The sequence below is a fragment of the Vibrio sp. A37 genome (genome assembly GCF_059777565.1).
The window spans coordinates 242937-261884 of sequence record NZ_JBLNLI010000007.1 but is presented as its reverse complement, the minus strand read 5'-3'; the positions used below and the strand labels follow the sequence as shown (position 1 = coordinate 261884).

Annotated in this window: 16 protein-coding genes and 1 pseudogene; 8 read left to right on the top strand and 9 right to left on the bottom strand. The window is 41.1% G+C overall.

Annotation, left to right across the window (positions count from 1 at the left end; translation table 11 throughout):
* Window positions 1–233: 233 nt before the first annotated feature.
* Window positions 234–1688 (bottom strand): cardiolipin synthase, encoded by a 1455-nt coding sequence (gene cls, locus ACM2FC_RS14510; protein WP_498481673.1) that lies wholly within the window; start codon window positions 1686–1688, stop codon window positions 234–236.
* A gap of 318 nt (window positions 1689–2006) precedes the next feature.
* On the opposite strand from cls, the gene ACM2FC_RS14505 reads away from it, so the two are divergent.
* From ACM2FC_RS14505 to ACM2FC_RS14490, 4 genes and pseudogenes are all read left to right on the top strand, one after another.
* Window positions 2007–3344 (top strand): sodium-dependent transporter, encoded by a 1338-nt coding sequence (locus ACM2FC_RS14505; RefSeq protein WP_498481672.1) that lies wholly within the window; start codon window positions 2007–2009, stop codon window positions 3342–3344.
* 197 nt (window positions 3345–3541) lie between these two features.
* Complete coding sequence (locus ACM2FC_RS14500; RefSeq protein WP_498481679.1) at window positions 3542–4189, top strand: L-fuculose-phosphate aldolase; 648 nt, start codon at window positions 3542–3544, stop codon at window positions 4187–4189.
* Between the two features lie 40 nt (window positions 4190–4229).
* On the top strand, window positions 4230–5132 hold the full coding sequence (locus tag ACM2FC_RS14495; protein ID WP_498481671.1) for an isopenicillin N synthase family dioxygenase: 903 nt from the start codon (window positions 4230–4232) through the stop codon (window positions 5130–5132).
* A 133-nt stretch (window positions 5133–5265) separates the two neighbouring features.
* Window positions 5266–5400, top strand: a pseudogene (locus tag ACM2FC_RS14490) (IS1 family transposase); the annotation flags it as partial.
* On the opposite strand, the gene ACM2FC_RS14485 reads toward ACM2FC_RS14490, so the two are convergent.
* The 3 genes from ACM2FC_RS14485 to ACM2FC_RS14475 all read right to left on the bottom strand — a co-directional run bounded on the left by ACM2FC_RS14485 (window position 5397) and on the right by ACM2FC_RS14475 (window position 8750).
* Window positions 5397–6599: a hypothetical protein gene (locus ACM2FC_RS14485; protein ID WP_498481670.1), complete on the bottom strand. Its 1203-nt coding sequence runs from the start codon at window positions 6597–6599 to the stop codon at window positions 5397–5399. The pseudogene ACM2FC_RS14490 and the gene ACM2FC_RS14485 sit on opposite strands and share 4 nt — an antisense overlap.
* A 331-nt stretch (window positions 6600–6930) precedes the next feature.
* Window positions 6931–8085, bottom strand: a complete 1155-nt coding sequence (locus ACM2FC_RS14480) for a flavin monoamine oxidase family protein (protein WP_498481669.1) — start codon at window positions 8083–8085, stop codon at window positions 6931–6933.
* A gap of 146 nt (window positions 8086–8231) precedes the next feature.
* Window positions 8232–8750: a CHRD domain-containing protein gene (locus ACM2FC_RS14475; protein ID WP_498481668.1), complete on the bottom strand. Its 519-nt coding sequence runs from the start codon at window positions 8748–8750 to the stop codon at window positions 8232–8234.
* A 425-nt stretch (window positions 8751–9175) separates the two neighbouring features.
* On the opposite strand from ACM2FC_RS14475, the gene ACM2FC_RS14470 reads away from it, so the two are divergent.
* From ACM2FC_RS14470 to ACM2FC_RS14460, 3 genes are all read left to right on the top strand, one after another.
* Window positions 9176–10168 carry an agmatine deiminase family protein gene (locus ACM2FC_RS14470; protein WP_498481667.1) on the top strand — a complete coding sequence of 331 codons (993 nt, stop codon included), beginning with the start codon at window positions 9176–9178 and terminating at the stop codon, window positions 10166–10168.
* 102 nt (window positions 10169–10270) lie between these two features.
* Window positions 10271–10966 (top strand): TIGR01621 family pseudouridine synthase, encoded by a 696-nt coding sequence (locus ACM2FC_RS14465; RefSeq protein ID WP_498481666.1) that lies wholly within the window; start codon window positions 10271–10273, stop codon window positions 10964–10966.
* Between the two features lie 11 nt (window positions 10967–10977).
* Window positions 10978–11931: a class I SAM-dependent methyltransferase gene (locus ACM2FC_RS14460; protein WP_498481665.1), complete on the top strand. Its 954-nt coding sequence runs from the start codon at window positions 10978–10980 to the stop codon at window positions 11929–11931.
* Here the strand turns inward: ACM2FC_RS14460 and ACM2FC_RS14455 are convergent.
* Complete coding sequence (locus ACM2FC_RS14455; RefSeq protein ID WP_498481664.1) at window positions 11907–12818, bottom strand: LysR family transcriptional regulator; 912 nt, start codon at window positions 12816–12818, stop codon at window positions 11907–11909. The genes ACM2FC_RS14460 and ACM2FC_RS14455 overlap by 25 nt on opposite strands.
* A gap of 112 nt (window positions 12819–12930) precedes the next feature.
* On the opposite strand from ACM2FC_RS14455, the gene ACM2FC_RS14450 reads away from it, so the two are divergent.
* Window positions 12931–14370, top strand: coding sequence for a CoA transferase (locus tag ACM2FC_RS14450; RefSeq protein ID WP_498481662.1), 1440 nt, complete (start codon window positions 12931–12933; stop codon window positions 14368–14370).
* A gap of 223 nt (window positions 14371–14593) precedes the next feature.
* Here ACM2FC_RS14450 and ACM2FC_RS14445 read toward each other — a convergent pair whose 3' ends face one another.
* Genes ACM2FC_RS14445 through ACM2FC_RS14430 form a run of 4 tightly spaced genes read right to left on the bottom strand, consistent with a single transcriptional unit; the run spans window position 14594 to window position 18694 of the window.
* Entirely contained in the window at window positions 14594–15211 is a 618-nt protein-coding gene (locus ACM2FC_RS14445; protein ID WP_498481661.1) for a CDP-alcohol phosphatidyltransferase family protein, read from the bottom strand.
* Between the two features lie 4 nt (window positions 15212–15215).
* Window positions 15216–15854 carry an ATP-binding cassette domain-containing protein gene (locus tag ACM2FC_RS14440; RefSeq protein ID WP_498481660.1) on the bottom strand — a complete coding sequence of 213 codons (639 nt, stop codon included), beginning with the start codon at window positions 15852–15854 and terminating at the stop codon, window positions 15216–15218.
* 1 nt (window position 15855) lies between these two features.
* Window positions 15856–17562 (bottom strand): ABC transporter permease, encoded by a 1707-nt coding sequence (locus ACM2FC_RS14435; protein ID WP_498481659.1) that lies wholly within the window; start codon window positions 17560–17562, stop codon window positions 15856–15858.
* Window positions 17552–18694, bottom strand: a complete 1143-nt coding sequence (locus tag ACM2FC_RS14430; RefSeq protein ID WP_498481658.1) for an ABC transporter substrate-binding protein — start codon at window positions 18692–18694, stop codon at window positions 17552–17554. Before ACM2FC_RS14430 ends, ACM2FC_RS14435 begins: the two co-directional genes overlap by 11 nt.
* Window positions 18695–18948: the final 254 nt, after the last annotated feature.

Here is an 18948-nt window from a genome sequence, read left to right as displayed (position 1 = left end):
GCTAGATAGCCTGATAGTTATGACTCATTTAGACTCAACAAAGCGGAGAAGTGCCCCAAAACTAATGAATTAGCTATGTTGAGTATCTTAGGATTTGCGACGATATTATTAGGAGATGATTAGAGGTTCAATATGTATTTACTACTAAAAGGTTGATAAATTTCTATTGGATGGATTAGAAATTATAATGAATCAAATAGAGTATCTAGAGCCATGAGGCTCTAGGATGCGGGTTAGAGTAGCGGGTTAAATAAGTAAAAGACTCGTTCAAAGAAGCGGTAGTAAACTTTGCGCTTTCTCCATTCTTCTAACTTTAATGAGTGTGAATGCTCAATGTATGATTGCTGAAGGTCGAACATTTCTTTGGTGAAATGCTCATCGTCGATAGCCAGAGTCAATTCAAAGTTGAGCCACAAGCTGCGCATATCCAGATTGACGGTACCGACCAAACAGAATTGCTCGTCAATGACGACCGACTTTGTATGCAGCAGTCCACCATAAAACTCATGTATTTCAACTCCAGCTTCTAGTAATTCGGTATAAAAAGCTCGAGAGGCCCACTGTACCATCAGGGAGTCATTTTTATGCGGGATAATTAAATCAACTTTAACACCGCGCTGAGCCGTGAGTTTTAATGTGTCTAACAGGTCAACACTTGGCACAAAATAGGGGGTCGTGATACGTACCGATACATTTGCTTGATTAATCGCTAGTGTCAGTACTTGTGAGATTAGGTGGTCTGGCATGCCGGGACCAGAAGGCACCACTTGGATAGGGTGGAGCGCTTTGGTTTCATCTACTTCACACTCTGGTGGCGCTGGGAGTGACCTAGAACCGGTCTCTACTTCCCAGTCCCATGAATGGATAGCTGAGAGGACATTCACGGTTGGCCCTGTGATACGAACCATGATATCAATCCACTGTCCAACTCCTGATTCTTGCTTGAAATACGCAGGGTCTACCAAGTTCATTGAACCGGTATAAGCGACTTGGTCATCGATAACGATAATTTTGCGGTGTTGCCGGAGGTCTAAGCGGCGTAAAAACATACGCCAAGGGCTGACTTCCAAAGCTTGAACAACAGTGATTCCTGCGTTTTGCATCATTTTGCGCCATGGGCTTTTGAAAAAGTTTGCACTGCCTGCGGAGTCAACGAGTAGCTTGACTTCAACGCCGCGTTGAGCGGCTTTTATTAGTGCAGAAGAAACGGAATCAGCTAGGCCTCCGGGATGCCATATATAGAATACAAGGCGGATGCTGGTGGTTGCGGATTCAATATCGTTGATAATAGAGCGAAGAATCTCTTGTGGTTCGTTTTTGAGTGTCAGTGTATTGCCACTCAAAGAAGGCAAACCCAGACGGTTGTTGCAGAGTTCATCTATCCGAGATATGTGGTAACCAAAGGTTTCACGGGCGTGAGCTTGGCATTCGTTTAGTTGGGTAAACCATGACTCATAAGGCTGGAACATCTCTTTTGCGCGCTCAGCTCTTTTTCTACCAAGGTTGAGCTCACCAAAAAGAAAGTAACAAAAAACGCCAACAATAGGAATGGTGTAGATGATCAATAGCCAAGCTAGCGAAACACTCACTGAGCGATGTTTTAGCACTGCTCGAAGTGTTACTCCTGCCACTAAAAGCCAATACAATACAATGCCAGCAAGAGTTAAAAAGTGATAAAACTTTTCCATTGAGATACTCGTATAAAACAACTTGTTGAATAGTAAATCGAAAATGGTTAATAAGGGAAGCTTTATCTCTACAAGATATTGCAACAATCTGTTGTCTTTCTTAGGTTGCTATAGCAGAACCATATTCGGTTGAATGTCTAAACATTCATCAACCTGCTTCCGTTATTAGACGCTGTGTTAAAAAAATGAGAGATGGTACTTTCTTTTGTACTAGTTAACTGGTTTACTTGCGGCGCGTTTAGCTCCGAGGCAATTTGAAGACCAATTTAATGCTCGGAACTGGGATATTTAATAAGATTTGGAAACGGAAGACCAATTATGGCAGTAAGTTCGAGAGGCCACTTTTCTTCAAGGCTGGGTTTTATATTAGCGGCCGCAGGTTCAGCGGTTGGTTTAGGTAACATTTGGGGTTTTCCTACTCAAGCTGCAAGTAATGGCGGCGCTCTATTTTTAATCATTTATCTGTTGATGGTTTTTCTCCTAGCGTATCCAATGTTAGTGGCAGAATTGACGATTGGTCGATATGGGCAATCTAACCCCCTTCGCTCTTTAAAAGCTGTTTGGCCGAATGGCAAAGTTGGTGCGATTGCTGTGGGAATAGCAGGAATGATCGTCGTGTCGATGATCTTAAGCTTTTACGCCATCGTTGCTGGTTGGTTAGTCGGATCTTTCGCAGGTAGCGGTCTAGAACTTGTAGGCGCGCAAAGTACTGCAGATTGGATGACAGGGTTTGGTCTCGAGCGTAACTTAATCCTAATGATAGTCTTTATGCTGATGACCATGTATGTAGTGCAAAGCGGTGTCACAGACGGTATTGAAAAGTGGTCCAGTCGATTAATGCCTATGCTGTTCGTATTATTTATATTGCTTATCGGCTATATATTTACTCAACCAGGTGCCTTTGAAGGGTTAAAAATGTACTTGGTACCGGACTTCAATCACTTTAGTACTGAAGTTGTGGTAAGCGCGATGGGCCAAGCATTCTTTTCTCTTTCTTTGGGCGTATGTGCCATGATGGTGTATGGCTCATATCTAAATAAAGATGCCAACTTACCAAAAACAGCCGCTCAAGTAGCGTGTGTCGATACCGGTGTCGCATTCATCGCTGGTTTATTAATAATGCCAGCCATGTTTGTCGCCAAACACAATGGGGTGGAGATCTTTTCTGACTCAGGTGCATTGTTAAGCTCAGACACTTTGGTGTTCCAAGTCTTACCGGCCATGTTCCATTCGATGGGAACGATCGGTGAGTTAGTGAGTGTGTTGTTTTTCGCCGTAATGCTTATTGCAGCACTGACGTCTTCCATTTCCATGTTAGAAGTACCAGTGGCGGTAGCCATCGAGGAGTTGAATCAATCTCGTAAGTTGGCGGTGTCATGGATTGGTGCCATTATTATTGTGATTTCCGGTGTTATTGTATTTAACTTTGGCGACTTGTTTGGGTTAGTCATTAAACTGACAACGGTCTATGCGCAGCCAATCATCGGCTTGTTTATTACTTTAATCGCAGGTTGGATATGGCAAAGAAACCGCGTGTTAGAGGAGCTAAAGCAAGGTTACCCAGAAATAGAGCAAGGTTGGTTTTGGAAAATTTGGCCAGCTTATGTGAGGGTTGTTTGCCCAATCCTCATGGTTATGGTTTTCTTTTTCTCTTGAGTTACAAAAACATACATCGGGGTATCCAAAAGCTGCTTAAGGCGGCTTTTTTCGTTTTCTACACCTATTGGGCTGCGTTATACAAAACGGCAGCTTCAGAGGAGCTGAAAAAGATAACCTTCTTGAAAAATTGCCCAACTAGCTGAACAGTATAATAAAAGGTATTGTAGTTTGAGTAGATAAATGATGGGAAATAAATCATGCGAGAAGTATTTGCTCAACAAATTATAGATACCTGCCTTGAAATGGTGCGATTAGGTTTGAATCAGGGGGCTTCAGGTAATGCAAGTGTTCGATTTGACGGTGGAATGCTTATTACCCCCTCTGGTATCGCATATAGCCAAATGACACAAGATCAAATTGTTTTTATCGATAAAGAAGGAAATTTTGAGCAAGGAAAGGTCCCTTCCTCTGAATGGCAATTCCATTTAGCTTGTTACAAAGCTAGGCAAGACTGCAATGCTGTTGTTCACAATCATGCGATAAGCAGCACAACTCTAGCAGTTTTAGAAAAACCGATTCCCGCTATCCACTATATGATTGCTGCTTCTGGTTCAAAAATGATTCCTCTTGTCCCTTATGCAACGTTCGGTAGCCAAGCGCTCTCTGATGGCGTAGCGGAAGGTATCGTGACAAGTAAAGCACTACTGCTTGCACATCACGGCTCAATATCTGTGGGTGAAAATCTTCGAAAGGCATTGTGGTTGTCGCAAGAAGTTGAAACCTTGGCGGATATGTATCTGAAAGCCTTGTCGGCAGGATTAGAGATAAAGGTACTTGATGATGAAGAAATGGATAGGGTATTGGAAAAATTCAAAACTTACGGTTTGAAAGTTGAAGCTTAATTGAACGCTTTGTTCGTTATCTACTTATAAGGACTCCTTAATGTCTAGTAATAATATTGCCATTATTGATGCTATCAATTGGGACAGTGCTAATGATGAGCAAAAGAAAAGTTTTGGCTTAGAGCTTCGTAAAGCAGGAGAAGAGCTAGGCTTTATGGCGATTGCTAATGCGCCATTAACTCAGAAGCTACAAGAAAAAGCGCTTGAGCAGCTTGGTGTATTTTTCCGCACAGTAAAAGAAAAAAATCTGGCAGATTCACTTCCATATGATGTCACGAAGAACAGAGGCTTTGAGTCCTTCGGTGCTGAAAGTTTAGATAAAAGTAGTTTCGATTTTAAAGAAACCTTTATGATGGGATTTGACGAAATGACATGGCCTGAAAAATCATATATGCCGGAGTTTCGCGACACCATGGAAAGCTATATGACTGCATGTTACGAAACACTCCTTTTGCTTCTCAAAGGTTTTGCTGTTGCATTTGATTTGGATGAACATTTTTTCAGTAGCCGACATGCTAAGGCTGCCCAATCGCTGCGGGCGCTTCATTATCCACCATCTAACCCAGATGTGAATCAATTCGCTGTATCACCACATACGGACTACGGCACGCTGACGCTCTTAACTCAAGACGAATTAGGTGGATTATCAGTTATGAACCCATTCACACAAGAATGGTATGACAGCCCTGCTGGTACCGGATTAGTGGGTGTGAATGTAGGTGATTTGTTTGGTCGGTGGAGTGGGGATGTTTTGGCGCGAGACCTACATCGGGTAAACTCAGTTTTGACAGATAAAGCTCGTTTATCACTAGCCTTTTTTGGTCATCCAGATTTTGAAACACCAATAGAAACCTTTACAGGAAAGGAAGCTAAAAAGCATTACCAAGTCATTAGTAGCGGAGAGTATTTGTTCCAGCGTTTGAATGAAACGCGTGTGGGGTAATGAGTCGGCTTAAATTACACTAAGTTTGTCACTTTTTCCGTGTTGAATCGAAAGGGGCAGGAAAGATAAAGCGACCCCTGTCCCTTGTTTATAATAGTTTCTCGAGTATCAGTAACCTGAATTATGGAAGCCTAGAATTGAGCGTATAAGTCTAATATTAAGAACTCGGTTCACAAGAATGGCCCGAATCATTATCAGCTTTTCCAGATCAGAGTTGCTGCACGACAAAGTGATCGGAACGTTCATTGAAAGAAAGTTTTATATCTAGCTCAATAGGTCAGGGCTGAGATCTTTAGTAGATATCCTTCCAACAAACTCCCAATACATGTTTCTTTCAATCATTCCACCCTCCAGTGTTTTAGGAGTTGCTCTTACACAAGAACGATTGAATAGGTTCAGGTCAGAATCTTTGTATTCACCCCTGCTGGCAGCAATTTCGTAGCACTCCATGACGAAATTAGAGCAGAAAAATTTTCGGTCACTAATAGGGTTGCTCCGTATTTGTTCTATATATTGTTTTGCATTTTTCCCGCGAGATTTCGTGCCACTAAGACAAGGATTAAAGCTATAGTTTCCAAATATGTCTCCTTGGTTACGACCAAACCATTTATGTATAAGCAACTCTTTGGCAACTTCAACAGCAAACTTTGAAATTTTAGGGTCTCGGCATCGCCATATTTCATAGATATAATCATGTTTAGATTTATTCTTGAATGTATCTAAGTTTAATCCTTTACCATTAGATTCTATAACAGTGTGTTCTCTTTTAAATGAATTGATTCTTTTCATTTCATCGGACTCACTATCTTTTGTAAAGTGATAATACATAGCGGCATGGTCTATATTGTGTGCAGCTTTTCTTTCAGAATTAAAAACTCTCGAATATCTTGTAACCATTCGATAGTCACTTTGATCTTCTTCATCTTCACTAGCATCGCACATTAATATATCGCCGCTAACTAATTCTGTTATCGGAATAAACCCATTAGAGTCTTTACTATATGTACGTAACTGACCGTACCTTGTGTAGTAGTTCTCTTTTTTATTTTCAGCCTGGTAAGTTGTATCTAAGATATTATTCAACATGTCAAGTAAGTCTGGGTACTTAATTGGTCTAATCGTAGTATCACCAAGGCTCATTTTAATATAGGTATACAATATTGGCAGCACGCGGTGAGAATTAATAGCTTTTATTAGTGCTTTACTAGAAGAGGGAACCTCTCCCTTTCCTCTTTGTGTGCATACGATGGAAAGCAACCGAGCAATAAATAGGTCTATATTTAATAATCCATTACTGTGACCCAGTTGGATTTGTTGTCTCAATGAAAGTAGAGCATCTTTTTTTCGGTTAGATCTCATGGCTATGTTGTAATAAGAGGATAAGCCTTTTATGCATATATCTATCGCAATTGTTGCTTCTTTTATGGTGATTGTTTTTTGTAAATTTTTGAAATCGAATTTAGGCATTTTTCTGCTATAAAATAAATGAACTTAAATTATATTGCATTCGTTAGGGGTAACAGAGGGTTAACAGCATGTGGCTATGACTTAGGAAAGTACTAAAAGACCAAAATCGAGTTCGTAATGTCAGACGGCCCACTATGTCCTATTACTCTATACGAGTTTTGTCGAAAACTACGCTAGAACTGAGTCAGCCTGTATTGCTACCTCCTCAATCTTGGTAACAGTAGTTCAACTCAAAATGATCAAACTTTAGTTCTGGTATCGTTGTGGAGAGCTTTACAGAGAACCATTTCCGAGCAAACTATGTTGTACTCCGTCAATAGGTTAGTTGGCCCTAAAAACGTAAAATCTCCTCGACGGCGCGTCTCGCACTTTGGGTCGCGTTGTGAACGCCACCCCAATCATCATATATCGTATATGCTTCTCCAGCGAAAAACAGCTGATCGTTTATCGGTTGAGCTAACAGGGTAGAAATATCATCAGGAGATGTATCTGCCAAATATGCAGAGTGGATGAAAGGCTCATTGTCCCAGTCCTGAGTGATATGCTTGACGTAATTTTGAGATGCTTTACCGCTAAATACCGTGTCTAGTTGATTCAAGATATAATCTATTCTGTTTTTCGACAGGTACTTCTGGTATTGGTCGGCCTGTTTACCAACAGCGAAAAGGCCGAGAATATTATGCGACGTATTTTGAGCATAGGCAGCGTCATAATACATTCTTTGCCCCGAATCTGTTTCACTATCAGGAAAGCCTAGAAAAGTGGGATAAAAGCGTTCTTTGAATTCGATAAATACTTTAATACCGCCCCAAATCCGAGCTCGTTGAATCGTCCTATTTTTATATGGTGGTAGCTCTGGCTCAAAGTTGATGCTGTCACTTTGTAGGACTTTCAGAGGTACTGTGATGAGGAGTTTGTCTGCGTTATATAAGTTGTTGTGAGAATCTGTGACGGTTACCTTTTTGCCGCCATATCGGATCGAAGTAATTTGAGTATCGAATAGTAATTGTGATTGAACACTAGGGAGCACGTATGTATTGAAAAAGTCCAACCAACTAGAATTGATAAATTTCTTGTCATGAAATTCTTCTCCAAAAGTATCTGACAAGGAATAGTAGCTCAAGCGATGTCCGTCGTAGTAACCAACGTTATCTTTGCTAGAATACCCTTTTAACCCGGTTTTTATTTTAGCCGAAGGATTATTCACAATGTTGGTCAGCTCTTTTTTCGATACGTGCAACCATTCAGCGCCTAAGGAAATAGGAAAGTCAGCAAAAGTATTGGTGGTTTTCATTCTACCGCCATGGGTATTAGAGGCTTCTAATATTCGGTAGTTGATGCCCATTTGTGTGAGTAGGTGGCCAGCAGCCATACCTGCCGCTCCAGCACCAAGAATCAAAACTGAACCTGAAAAATCTGAAGAGGATATACTTTTTGATGCTCCTCGGGTGCGAAAAGGTAATGCTATACCCAGTAGCGTACACATCTTAATAAACTCTCTTCTCCTCATCTTTTATTCTCTAGCTTGGTCATCTATATAAATAAGATAGGATAAATTGAGTGGGAAAGAATGTATTTTACCCACTCCAGAATATGAAGTGGGCATACTGTTTGTTTTTAAGAAGGAATTAGTTATGAAGGAATGACTTGTCCGCGGATCTCGCCATCCTTATTAAGTTTGGTGTGCAAGTTGACGTAAATATCACCTTGCAGTAGCGCTTTCACTTCATTTTTTGGAACAGTCCATACGCCAGTTAAAACACCATAATTATGTTCTTGTTTAATGGTAACCAAAGGCATAGCTGGTTTGCTTGGCTTACCAAATATAGTTTGTGCAATTGGGCCATCAGTTGTCGCGTAGCCTTCATGGAAGTGAGCCATAAATGGTGCGCTACTTAACCCTGCATAATCAATAGTAAATGAAAGTTGTCTATTTTCTGGGTTGAATAGAAAAGCACCTACACCACGTGCTGTTGCGGGGGTTGAGGGGCTAGTCGCAGTTGCTTCCTGTGGCACTGTCAATGAAGTCTTCATTATGATCGGAGTTGTTACAGGGACGGGTTTAGGCATTGGCATCGCGTTAGAAGTCATTGAATACATAGAGCCAACTAATAGCGCAGTAGATAATACAGATAGATTTTTCTTAATCATAATAGTTTTACTTATATGTTGTGTTGAAGTCGAGATAAAACTATCTTCATTCATGATTCGATGGAAATAGTTTTTGGCAATGGTTCTTATAGGTAATTTCTATTTTGTTCTGTTACTTTTCATATGATATAGGAAGTTATCTATATTAATTGAAAACTTATTTTCTGCTGAGTATTACTTGGTTAGAAGAGTAGTGTAAATTCATTTAAATGGATACTTGTACTGTAATTTTGTTATTTTTTCTATTTATTATGATGTTTAGTTAACTGTATATCTAAAATAAAAAGGTTGAAGTTTTTGGAAGGCAAGTTTTGTGGTTAAGGTATATAGTGTTAAGTACTATATTTTTTTATGTCTATTTGTCACATGGAAGAAGCGCGTTGCACAAGTATTTAATAGGTATTTTATCAACTATTGGGATGGCTATGTCGAGCTCGACTTTTGCAGAACTTATTGTTTTGGCTGCACCTCCCGCAGGCGAAAGTTATTATCAACCTCATCAGGCCAACATTCTTTACTTCCAAATAAATTACGCAAAAAAAATTCTCCAGAACAAGGATGAAGTTGTTATTTTGAGCTCTGAAGAACTCTATGACCAGTACGCGGATTCGATTGGTCATGAACACGTCTTAGTGTTTCCGATGGATGATATTTGGATGCGAGATTTTACTCTTACTAATCCAAGTGGCGAAGCCATTGCATTTCGCTATACCGCTGCGGCGCAGGAAGGGTTTGATTCTCCACAGGGTATGGCTGATGAAGTACAGAGTACTTTCTTGGATCTGGCGAAAGATGCGGGCTTAACGTTTAAGAAGTCTTCGTTACTAAATGATGGTGGTAATTTTGTCGATGACTACGCCGGAAACGTCATTTTGAGCACAAAATTTCTCCGTGATAACCGTTTATCAGAAGAGCAAGCTCGCCAGAAACTAAAAGCGCTGACTGGAGCAAAACACGTTGCGTTTATTGAGTCTGATGAATTAGGCGGGCTAGAGCATGCCGATGGGAGCGTAAGTTTCGTTGAAGAAAACGTTGCAGTAATCAATGGATATCCAGACGACAAAGAATATGAAAATGAAATTCGGAGAGAATTGAAACGCCAACTTCCAGACGTATCTATTCACACGATTGTTACCCCTTATCAACCCAATACAACCTACGACTCACAATACCCTTCAGCTTGTGGCCTATATACCAATATGCTGGTGACGCCTGAAAGAATCTACTTCCCCCAATTTGGCATTCCAGAAGATGCGCTTGCCTTGAAGCAGCTTCAAGCGATCACAACAAAGCAGATTGTTCCTGTTTCGTCACAGCAAGTCTGCGGCCTCGGTGGTGGTGTGCGATGCATGTCGCTGCAATTAAGAGGCGAAAACGCTGCGAAGCTTGTTCAGTACACGCGAGCACAAAGTGATTAGAGTGCGAGTCTTGTATACGAGGCCTAAGTACATAGAGTCGCTAAAAAATTTCTAATGATGACTGCATAGGTATATACTTCGCCTCCTAACCAAAGAGGTCAAATGTTCGATTTACTTTATAGCCATGATGATTTTGTTGTCATCAACAAACACCCCAATGTTTCTGTGCACAAAGACGATGGCGATACATTGTTGCTGCAGACGATCCAACAACAATTGGGTATTGATAAGCTTTATCTAGTTCATCGGCTCGATAAAATGACATCGGGCATTTTGTTGTTAGCACGCAACTCGCAATCAGCAAGTGAGCTCTCTGGCTTATTTGCCCATAGATTAATCGATAAATATTATCTTGCCATTGCGAGTAAAAAGCCGAAGAAAAAGCAGGGCTTGATTGTAGGAGATATGCAGCGATCTCGCCGTTCGACTTGGAAGTTGACCAATTCGATCAGCAACCCTGCAGTGACTCAATTTTTTTCTTACGCCGCTGAACCCGGTGAACGACTGTTTTTGTGTAAACCAGCAACGGGTAAAACTCACCAAATTCGTGTTGCTATAAAGTCAGTTGGCTCGGCTATCGTTGGCGATCCAATATATAACCCAACGTCATCTAGTGATCGAGGATACTTACACGCTTTTTCTGTGCGTTTTACTTATGCTGAAAAGCAATTTGAGTTTGTTTGTGATCCCAGAGAATATGCATCTCTAGGTAAAAAGTGGCATGCTCAGCAAGTAAGCGATGCAATCGACAACTTAAAACAGCCTTGGTTGCTGTCTTGGCCAAAAATTAAATACTAATCGAGAACGAAATGCACTTAGCCGAATTACCCACCTTCTTTGAACACCTCGAACGAGAGCTGCAATCAATTCCAAACGAATTACGTCGTGTATTCCATGGGAGGGGGCGCTGCTGGGAAGGTCTAGAGCAACTCACTTGTGACTGGCTGCAAGGGCAGTTAGTCGTACAAGTATTTAAGCAACCCGATCCCGAGTTTATGGAAGGCTTAAAACAAGGTTTGTTAGAGTTCTCACAAAGTGAAACATGGCAAGTAAAGCAGGGTAAATCGATCGTTTTACAGCATCGATATCAAGATGGTGCGCCGACAGAAGTGGTGTTGGGTGAGCTAATTGTTTCGCCTGTCGTTGTAGAAAATCAAATCCGTTATCAGTTGGATGTGGGGCGAAACCAGAACTTTGGTCTTTTTCTTGATATGAGATTTGGACGCGATTGGGTTAAACAGCACTCGGGCAATAAAAACGTGTTGAATTTGTTCTCGTATACCTGTGGTTTCTCTCTCTCTGCTATTGCTGGTGGAGCAAAGCATGTGGTTAACTTGGATATGGCTAAAGCCTCTCTAAACAAAGGCAGACAGAATCACAGAATTAATCAGCACGATATGTCGAAGGTGAGCTTTTTGGCCCATGACTTGTTTAAGTCTTGGAGTAAGTTAAAGAAGCTTGGGCCTTATGATTTAATTGTGATCGATCCACCGTCGTTTCAAAAAGGTAGCTTTGCACTAACAAAAGACTATCAAAAGATATTGCGCCGATTACCCGATATGCTCACAAGTGGCGGCTTAGTGCTAGCATGCGTTAACTCGCCATCAGTCAGCGAACAGTTCTTAATCGACAGCATGAAAGAACAAGCACCAGATATCACGTATCAATATCGCTTGGACAACCCACCAGAGTTTGAAGACATTGATAATCAAGCTAGTTTAAAAGCGATGGTATTTAGCTATAAAGGAAAGCCTGCTGAATGACTGACTGTGTGTTTTGATCGGTATTTCTCGACCTCTGCATGAAAATTATTGGCAAGAAAGTTTATAATCAGCTTATTTTTCGCTGAATCCTTGTCACCTTTTTGGTACATCAAATACACCTTGTTTTTCTGAGGTGGTAAATCTTCTAATACCCGAATTAGCTTTCCAGCCCGTATTCTTGGTATTGCATCATAGTCTGGGAAACTTGAAATGCCATAACCGTTCTCGACAAAATAATTTCTTGCTGCGCTACAGTTGGTAGAAATTGCGCAGGCTTTTGTGTGTTCTTTATTTTCTTGATAGTGAATCCAAGAGTGTTCTTCTAGATCAGATTCTTGTTTTGGGTAATTATTATTGTCAAAATACTCTAAAGAACCACAAATATATCTTTCGAAAGTAGTCAGATGTTTTACGTAGATATTTTGATTTTTTGTGGGCCGATGACGAATTGAGATATCAACATTGTCTTTCGTTAAATCTGGTTCTTGGTCTGTCAAGTTGATGTCTAGTTTTATCTTAGGGTACTCAACGTGGAAGCGCTCTAACAAAGGAAGCAAAATTACTTCCCCCATATTGATGGGACAGTAGATACGGATTGTTCCAATTGGGTCGCTTTTAACTTTATCCATAAAGATGCTGGCTTTTTCAGCTTCTTCGTACACCTTCATACACCTCTCATAATATAGTTTACCGGACGAGGTTAACTTTACGCTTCGAGTCGTTCTATTGAGCAAAGTGACGCCAAACCGCTCTTCGAGTTTCTTAATATGATAGGTGACTGAAGCTCGGGTGACGCCTAGCGACTTAGCTGCTTTTGTAAAGCTTTCCTCTTCCGCGACTTTCGCAAAAACCGCCATACTTTTTATGGTATCAAAAGAATTTATCATGCCTTTTTGTTTAAATTAGTTAATCAATACTTTTAAAAATTACATTATTGTATAAATAAATCCACAAAATTAAGATTATTTTGTCGTCACGAAGAACACAATGAGGCAAATAATGACTACCAAATACAGAAGTTATCAAAAAGGTGAGTTGCCGGAGTTGAATCAATTGATTGATTCTTTAGATATGCAACATGAGATTAAAGGCGATTTCGTTTTAAAAGGTGAAGATCCAATTATTCACTCTCCTCATAGGCTCGGTTATGCTAGCGCAATTGCTCAGGGATCCAACGCTCTACTTACCTCTATGATTTGGCAACATCGTACTAGTGAGAGAAATGTTGCCAGTATGAATATTGAAGCAGCGCTTAACTCAATGCACGAAAATCACTATGTACTCCAGAATGGGTATCCAATGAATGTGGGGGCAGAGTCAGTTTCTGTGAACGCCTATTTTACCTGTCGGGATGGCCGGGCAATTCATATGATGGCTGGTCCTCCATACATGAAACTGCTAAATGGTTACTTGGATTTCTTTGACTGTGGAAATGAAAGGCAACGTATAGCTGAAGAGGTTAAAAAATGGAATTCTTTTGAACTAGAAGAAGCACTTTCCGAAGCTGGATTACCGGCTTGCGTTGCGCGTTCTAATGAAGAGTGGTTAGCTCATCCGGTTGGGGCAAGCTTAAGTCAAGTACCTGTGATAGAAGTTGAAAAAATTGCTGATTCTGCCCCAGTACCTTATGAGTCAGATCCGAAAGAAGTACTACAAGGGTTAAAAGTACTTGATTTTACTCACGTATTGGCTGGCCCAATGTGTGCACAAAATTTAGGTAGACTTGGTGCAGATATATTGCACATTACTTCTCCGAACCCATCTCAAAAAGATACACTTCCACAAAACTTGATAACAAACTTCTGTAAACGCAACGCGTATTTAGATCTCGATAATGAAATCGATAACTTAAAAATGAGGGAGCTACTCTCTGAAGCTGATGTGTTTGTGAACTCTTATCGCCCAGGAGTCCCTGAACATTTTGGTTTAAGCGCTAAAGAAGCGGTGGAGCATTCCAGTAAAGGTATTATTTATCTCGATATTTGCTGTTATGGTAAGGATAATATTTGGTCTGACCGGCCAGGATTTGAAACGATTGGGCAGGCATGTTCTGGTTTTTCAGTCACAGAAGCTGATGGCAGCTTGAGCAACCCGAAATTTTCACCAGTTTTCTATCTAAACGATCCCATGACATCCTACTTTGCTTTGTCTGGCGTATTAGCTGCGATCCATAAGCGTGCTGTAGATGGTGGCTCTTATTGTGTAAAAGTTTCTCTAGCGCGCACTGGTATGTGGGTTGAAAACCTAGGTTTGTTAGATAAAACTCAGTACGAAAAATTGCCGATGACAGATGTATCGAAGCCCAACTTAGAAACTACTCGTACTATTTATGGTGATATTACTCGTTTAGCTCGTAGCTATAGATTCGACAACTTAGAGCTCAAAAATGAAACGCCTGTTCACCCATTTGGTGCAGATAAACCTACATTTTTAAAATAGTTATAATGAATGTGAAGATTAAGGCAAGGTTACAGTTTTAAGCTCTGTAACCTTTGAGAGTTTAACCTGCTCTGAGAGCAATCCATTGAAAAAATTAGCTTATATCATACAACTTGTTTGTTTGGTTCCGTGTCGCAGATTAAGTCTATATGAGGTGATACGTGAATTATTTTTCGTAATCAATCAATTAAAATATCCATACACTATTTAATATGAATAGGTGTTACTCGTGCGAGTTGTTCAAAGTATGGAAACCTGAGTGAATACGTGTGAACGTGGTGAACCAACACGCGGCGCCAAATAAGTATGCTACGTGATTGAAATATTTTGGCCAAAGACAGAATACAACGAAGCATGCAATGGTTTCAGTCCCTTCAGTTAATCCACTCATGTAGTAAAGTGACTTGTTTCGATAGACAGGGTTGTCGATGCCCCGTTTTCCAGCCATCACCGCAAACGCTAAAAAGCTGCTGCCAGTGCCCACAAAGGCAAAAATTAGAAACGCGCCAGCAATCGCATTTTCTGCTGGGTTCGCGACGATGAAAGCAAATGGAATCATGGAATAGAAAATAAAATCTAAACTAATGTCCAAAAAACCCCCAGCGTCACTCGTTCCCTGTATTCTTGCCAGTGCGCCATCTAAACCGTCAAAAGTTCGATTGAGTAGAATGAATACCAACGCTAACTCAAGGTAGCCAAACACAATCGCAGGAAAGGCACAGCAGCCAAGACAAAACCCAACAACACTAATATGATCGGCTCTAATCCCAAGCCTGTTCGCTATCCTAGCCAAAATATGTAGCGGGCCTTTAACGACTTTACTGCTATACCTATCAAGCATTTATTTACTTACTCCATGGCCAAGAAATGAGATTACCGGATGTCGGCTTGTCTTCTATATCGTGAGTGACAAGAATTGAGGGAATATTTGCGTGTTGCAGCTGTTCAACAACCCAATCACGAAACTCTTTCCTTACCTCAGAATCAAGTTTACTAAACGGTTCATCCAATAGCGCTAACTTTGGCTTGGCGAGTAGCATTCTCGTGAGGCTGATTCGAGCTCGTTGCCCACCCGAAACCTGAGTCGGAAATGAGTCTGCAAGTTTGGAAAGTTTGATACTTGCTAACGCATCCATTGCCACTTCTTTGCGCTGCTTTTTCTTAACACTGTTTGGAAGGGCAAACGCTAAGTTTTGCCATACATTTAAGTGTGGCAAAAGGAGATCATCTTGAAATAAAATGCCTACCTGCCGTTGATGTGGTGCTTTAGACGTGACATCGCTGCCGTCCAAACTGACTTTGCCTGAAAACGAAAAGTCTTCGTTTAAGTGGCCTGCAATTAAGCCCAACAATGTAGATTTGCCACAGCCACTTGGGCCCATCAAGGTTGCAACTTCACCAGCTTCTACTTCTAGGTTGAAATCTTTAAACAAAACCTCGCCCACGTTTCGAGTAATGGACAAATTTTCTAGTCTGAGTGTCATGCTAACTTGCTTCCTTTGATGGTGTACGTAGCGTAGGGCGTTTGTAACGCCCAATCAAAATCGCCAATGTGAAGAATATGAAAGGCAAAAGCGCTTGCCACAGTCCATAGATTGCAGTGACCCTCCTATCGAAACCACTTGTTAAAGCAACGGCTTCAGTGGTGATGGTGTTAATGCGTCCTCCACCTAGCATCAATGTTGGTAGATATTGAGCTAAGCTAACGCTAGCACCCATTGCCCAAGCGTACAAAGTGGCGGTTTTAAGTATCGGTAGCTTTACGCGTAAAAATGTTGCCAGCGGCGACTTACCTAGGCTCAAGGCTGTATGAGTATAGTGGTTGTCATAGCTTTTCCATGGGCCATCTAGTGAGAGGTAAACATATGGAAAGGCAAAGAATATGTGTGACCACAGCACCCAAAGGTAATATTGATTGCTCGCGATAAATAGCGATGTAATTTGTAAGCCAAACAACACTGACAACTGAGGAATCAAGATAGGCAACGCAATAACATAATTTGGTAATCGCAGTTTATATCGGATTCGATATTCATGAGCAACAAATGCAAGCAACAGAGCGACCGTTGCACTGATAATTGCTAACGAAATGCTGTTATTGAGTGTTGGCCAAGCGTTAAACCATTCGTCATGCCAAAAACGCAAGCTATAGCGTGTTGGCAGTAGGTCAGGGAATCGCCACCTTAACGCAAAACTCCATATCAACATCATAGGTAAGATGATGGTTGATAGCGTAATCAAAATGGTGATAACGCTTTTCCCTGGAAGTCGAATGCCGAAGCGGCCAGAAAACTGCCAGCTTTTGTATGCGCTCGTACAAATCTTTTCCAAAATAACCGCAATTACTAGCATCAAAGTGGCGATTGCGAAAAGAGTTACGGCGCCAGCGGCAGCTCTTGGCATTAGGCTTAAATTGGGTTCATTGAACCACTGCCAAACAAGGACTGAAAATGTTGATGGTCGATTTGGCCCCATAATCAAGCTTAAATCGACCACTGACACCCCATACGCAAGCACCGAAAACAGTGCAAAACGCAGTTTAGGAAGCCACTGGGGAAGTACGACTTTCCACCAAAACTGATGGGGGGAATAACCTAAAGAAGTACTTATTTGACTTAACTTATCAACCTTTAACTGCTGGATAATAGGTAAGCTCATTAGCAATAGGAACGGTGTTTCTTTGAGTGCCAATACCAGAGTTAAGCCCAAAGCATAAGGATCTTGGACAAGGCTAAAGTAAGACGAATGACTTAAGTTAACGCCAAATAATTGATGTACGAGCCTGAAGAACATCCCTGAAGAGGAAAATAAGAACGTAAAACCAATCGCAAATGCCACGTGAGGCATGGCTAGCAATGGAGAGATTAACGTTTCGATTTTCTTCCAAATAGGCCGTCTAAATAGGCTTTGCATGATAGCAAAACTAAAAAGTGCAGCGAGATAGGTGCTGGTTAAAGCAGTAAATATTGTGAGTAGTATTGAATGCAGTACTCCATTCCATTCAAACACTTGTGTAAACCCATCAAAGTTAAAATGATGGAGACCAATAGGCGGAATAAAGCCAAGTGAAGATACAATAACACCTAGCGAACCGGGCAATAGTGGTAACACGCACACGGCGATTAACACTATATAAGACAAGCGAAATAGAGTACGACTTCGCTTGCCAGAATTAAATGTGTTAACTGCCATAGCGTTTTTGCCACTCGACCTCTAATGCTGATTGCCAACTTGGATCTAATTCTTCAAGAGATTTGTACAGCTTGATGTGCTTTGCAGTGCCTGTTAGATATTTATGCTGCAGAATAGACGGATCCCCCCACACAGAGGTATTGCCTTTTCTTGATTGAGCGGCTGGGCTCATTAGATAGTTAATTGTCACAAGAGCACCTGCTTTTGAAGTGGCATTCCAAGGGATTGCTAAGAAGTGAACATTAGTTAAAGCACCTTCGTCCATTGCATAAGCTTTAACTGTATCGGCTAGTCGACCGCTTTCTTGTCCAGCTGGTACGGCATTAGGGTTGAACGCAATGGCTAGGTCTAGTTGACCATCATCAAGCAGTTGCATCGTTTCGGCAGAGCCGGAAGGGAACTGTTTGCCACCACGCCACATCAATGGATGAAGTTGATCAAGATAGTGCCAAAGTGGAGCGGTAATCTTTTCGAAGTCAGCTTTGTTTACAGGCTTGTGCAACGCTGGGTTGTTATGTGTGAGCTCAATTAAGGCCGCTTTCAGGAAGCTAGACCCATGAAATTCTGGTGGTTTAGGGTACGTCACTCGACCGGGGTGAGCTTTCGCATAGCTGAGCAATTCAGCAAAAGAACGTGGTGGATTTTTAAGCGTGGCCGAGTCATAGATAAAGATTAATTGACCGACGCCCCAAGGTGCTTCGTATCCATCTGTTGGAACGGAAAAGTCTTCAGTTACAGGTAGTGACGTGTTGACGTCTTTCCAGTTGGGCAGGGTGCTAACAAACGGACCGTAGAGTAAGTGGTTTTCTTTTAATGATTTGAAATATTTGCCATTGATCCAAACCATATCGACACTACCACCACTGTTTTTTCCTGCGGCTTTTTCTGCAATAAGGCGCGAAGTCGTTTCAATCATGTCGGTGACTTTAACTTGGACTAAAGTGATATCGTATTTCTTTTTCAGCTGAATACCTGCCCAACGTAAATAGTCATTCACTTCTTGGCTGCCACCCCAACCATTTAAATAGACGGTTTGGCCATGAGCTTGTTTGACGATATTTTGCCAGCTTTCTTGAGCTGAGGCGGAGAGAGAAAATAAAAATATGAATAAAGTTATGAAAAGCCTTTTCATAGTGTTCCTATAGCTAAAATGATGTAATTAGGAGACCCAACTCATGAAGTTTTACTTTCAGCAGGTCTACGTATATTACCTAATGAGGAGGCTATAGAGTAGCTAGATTAAAAACTTATAATTTGTTTTAAAACACTTTTATGCATGAAATACTTGTGCTTCTACAGCCTAAATTACTTGCTTATGTTTGAGTGTTTGAATTTTAAACAAACTGAACACTCATGGCTGCGAAACTAGGAGGAATGTACATCAAG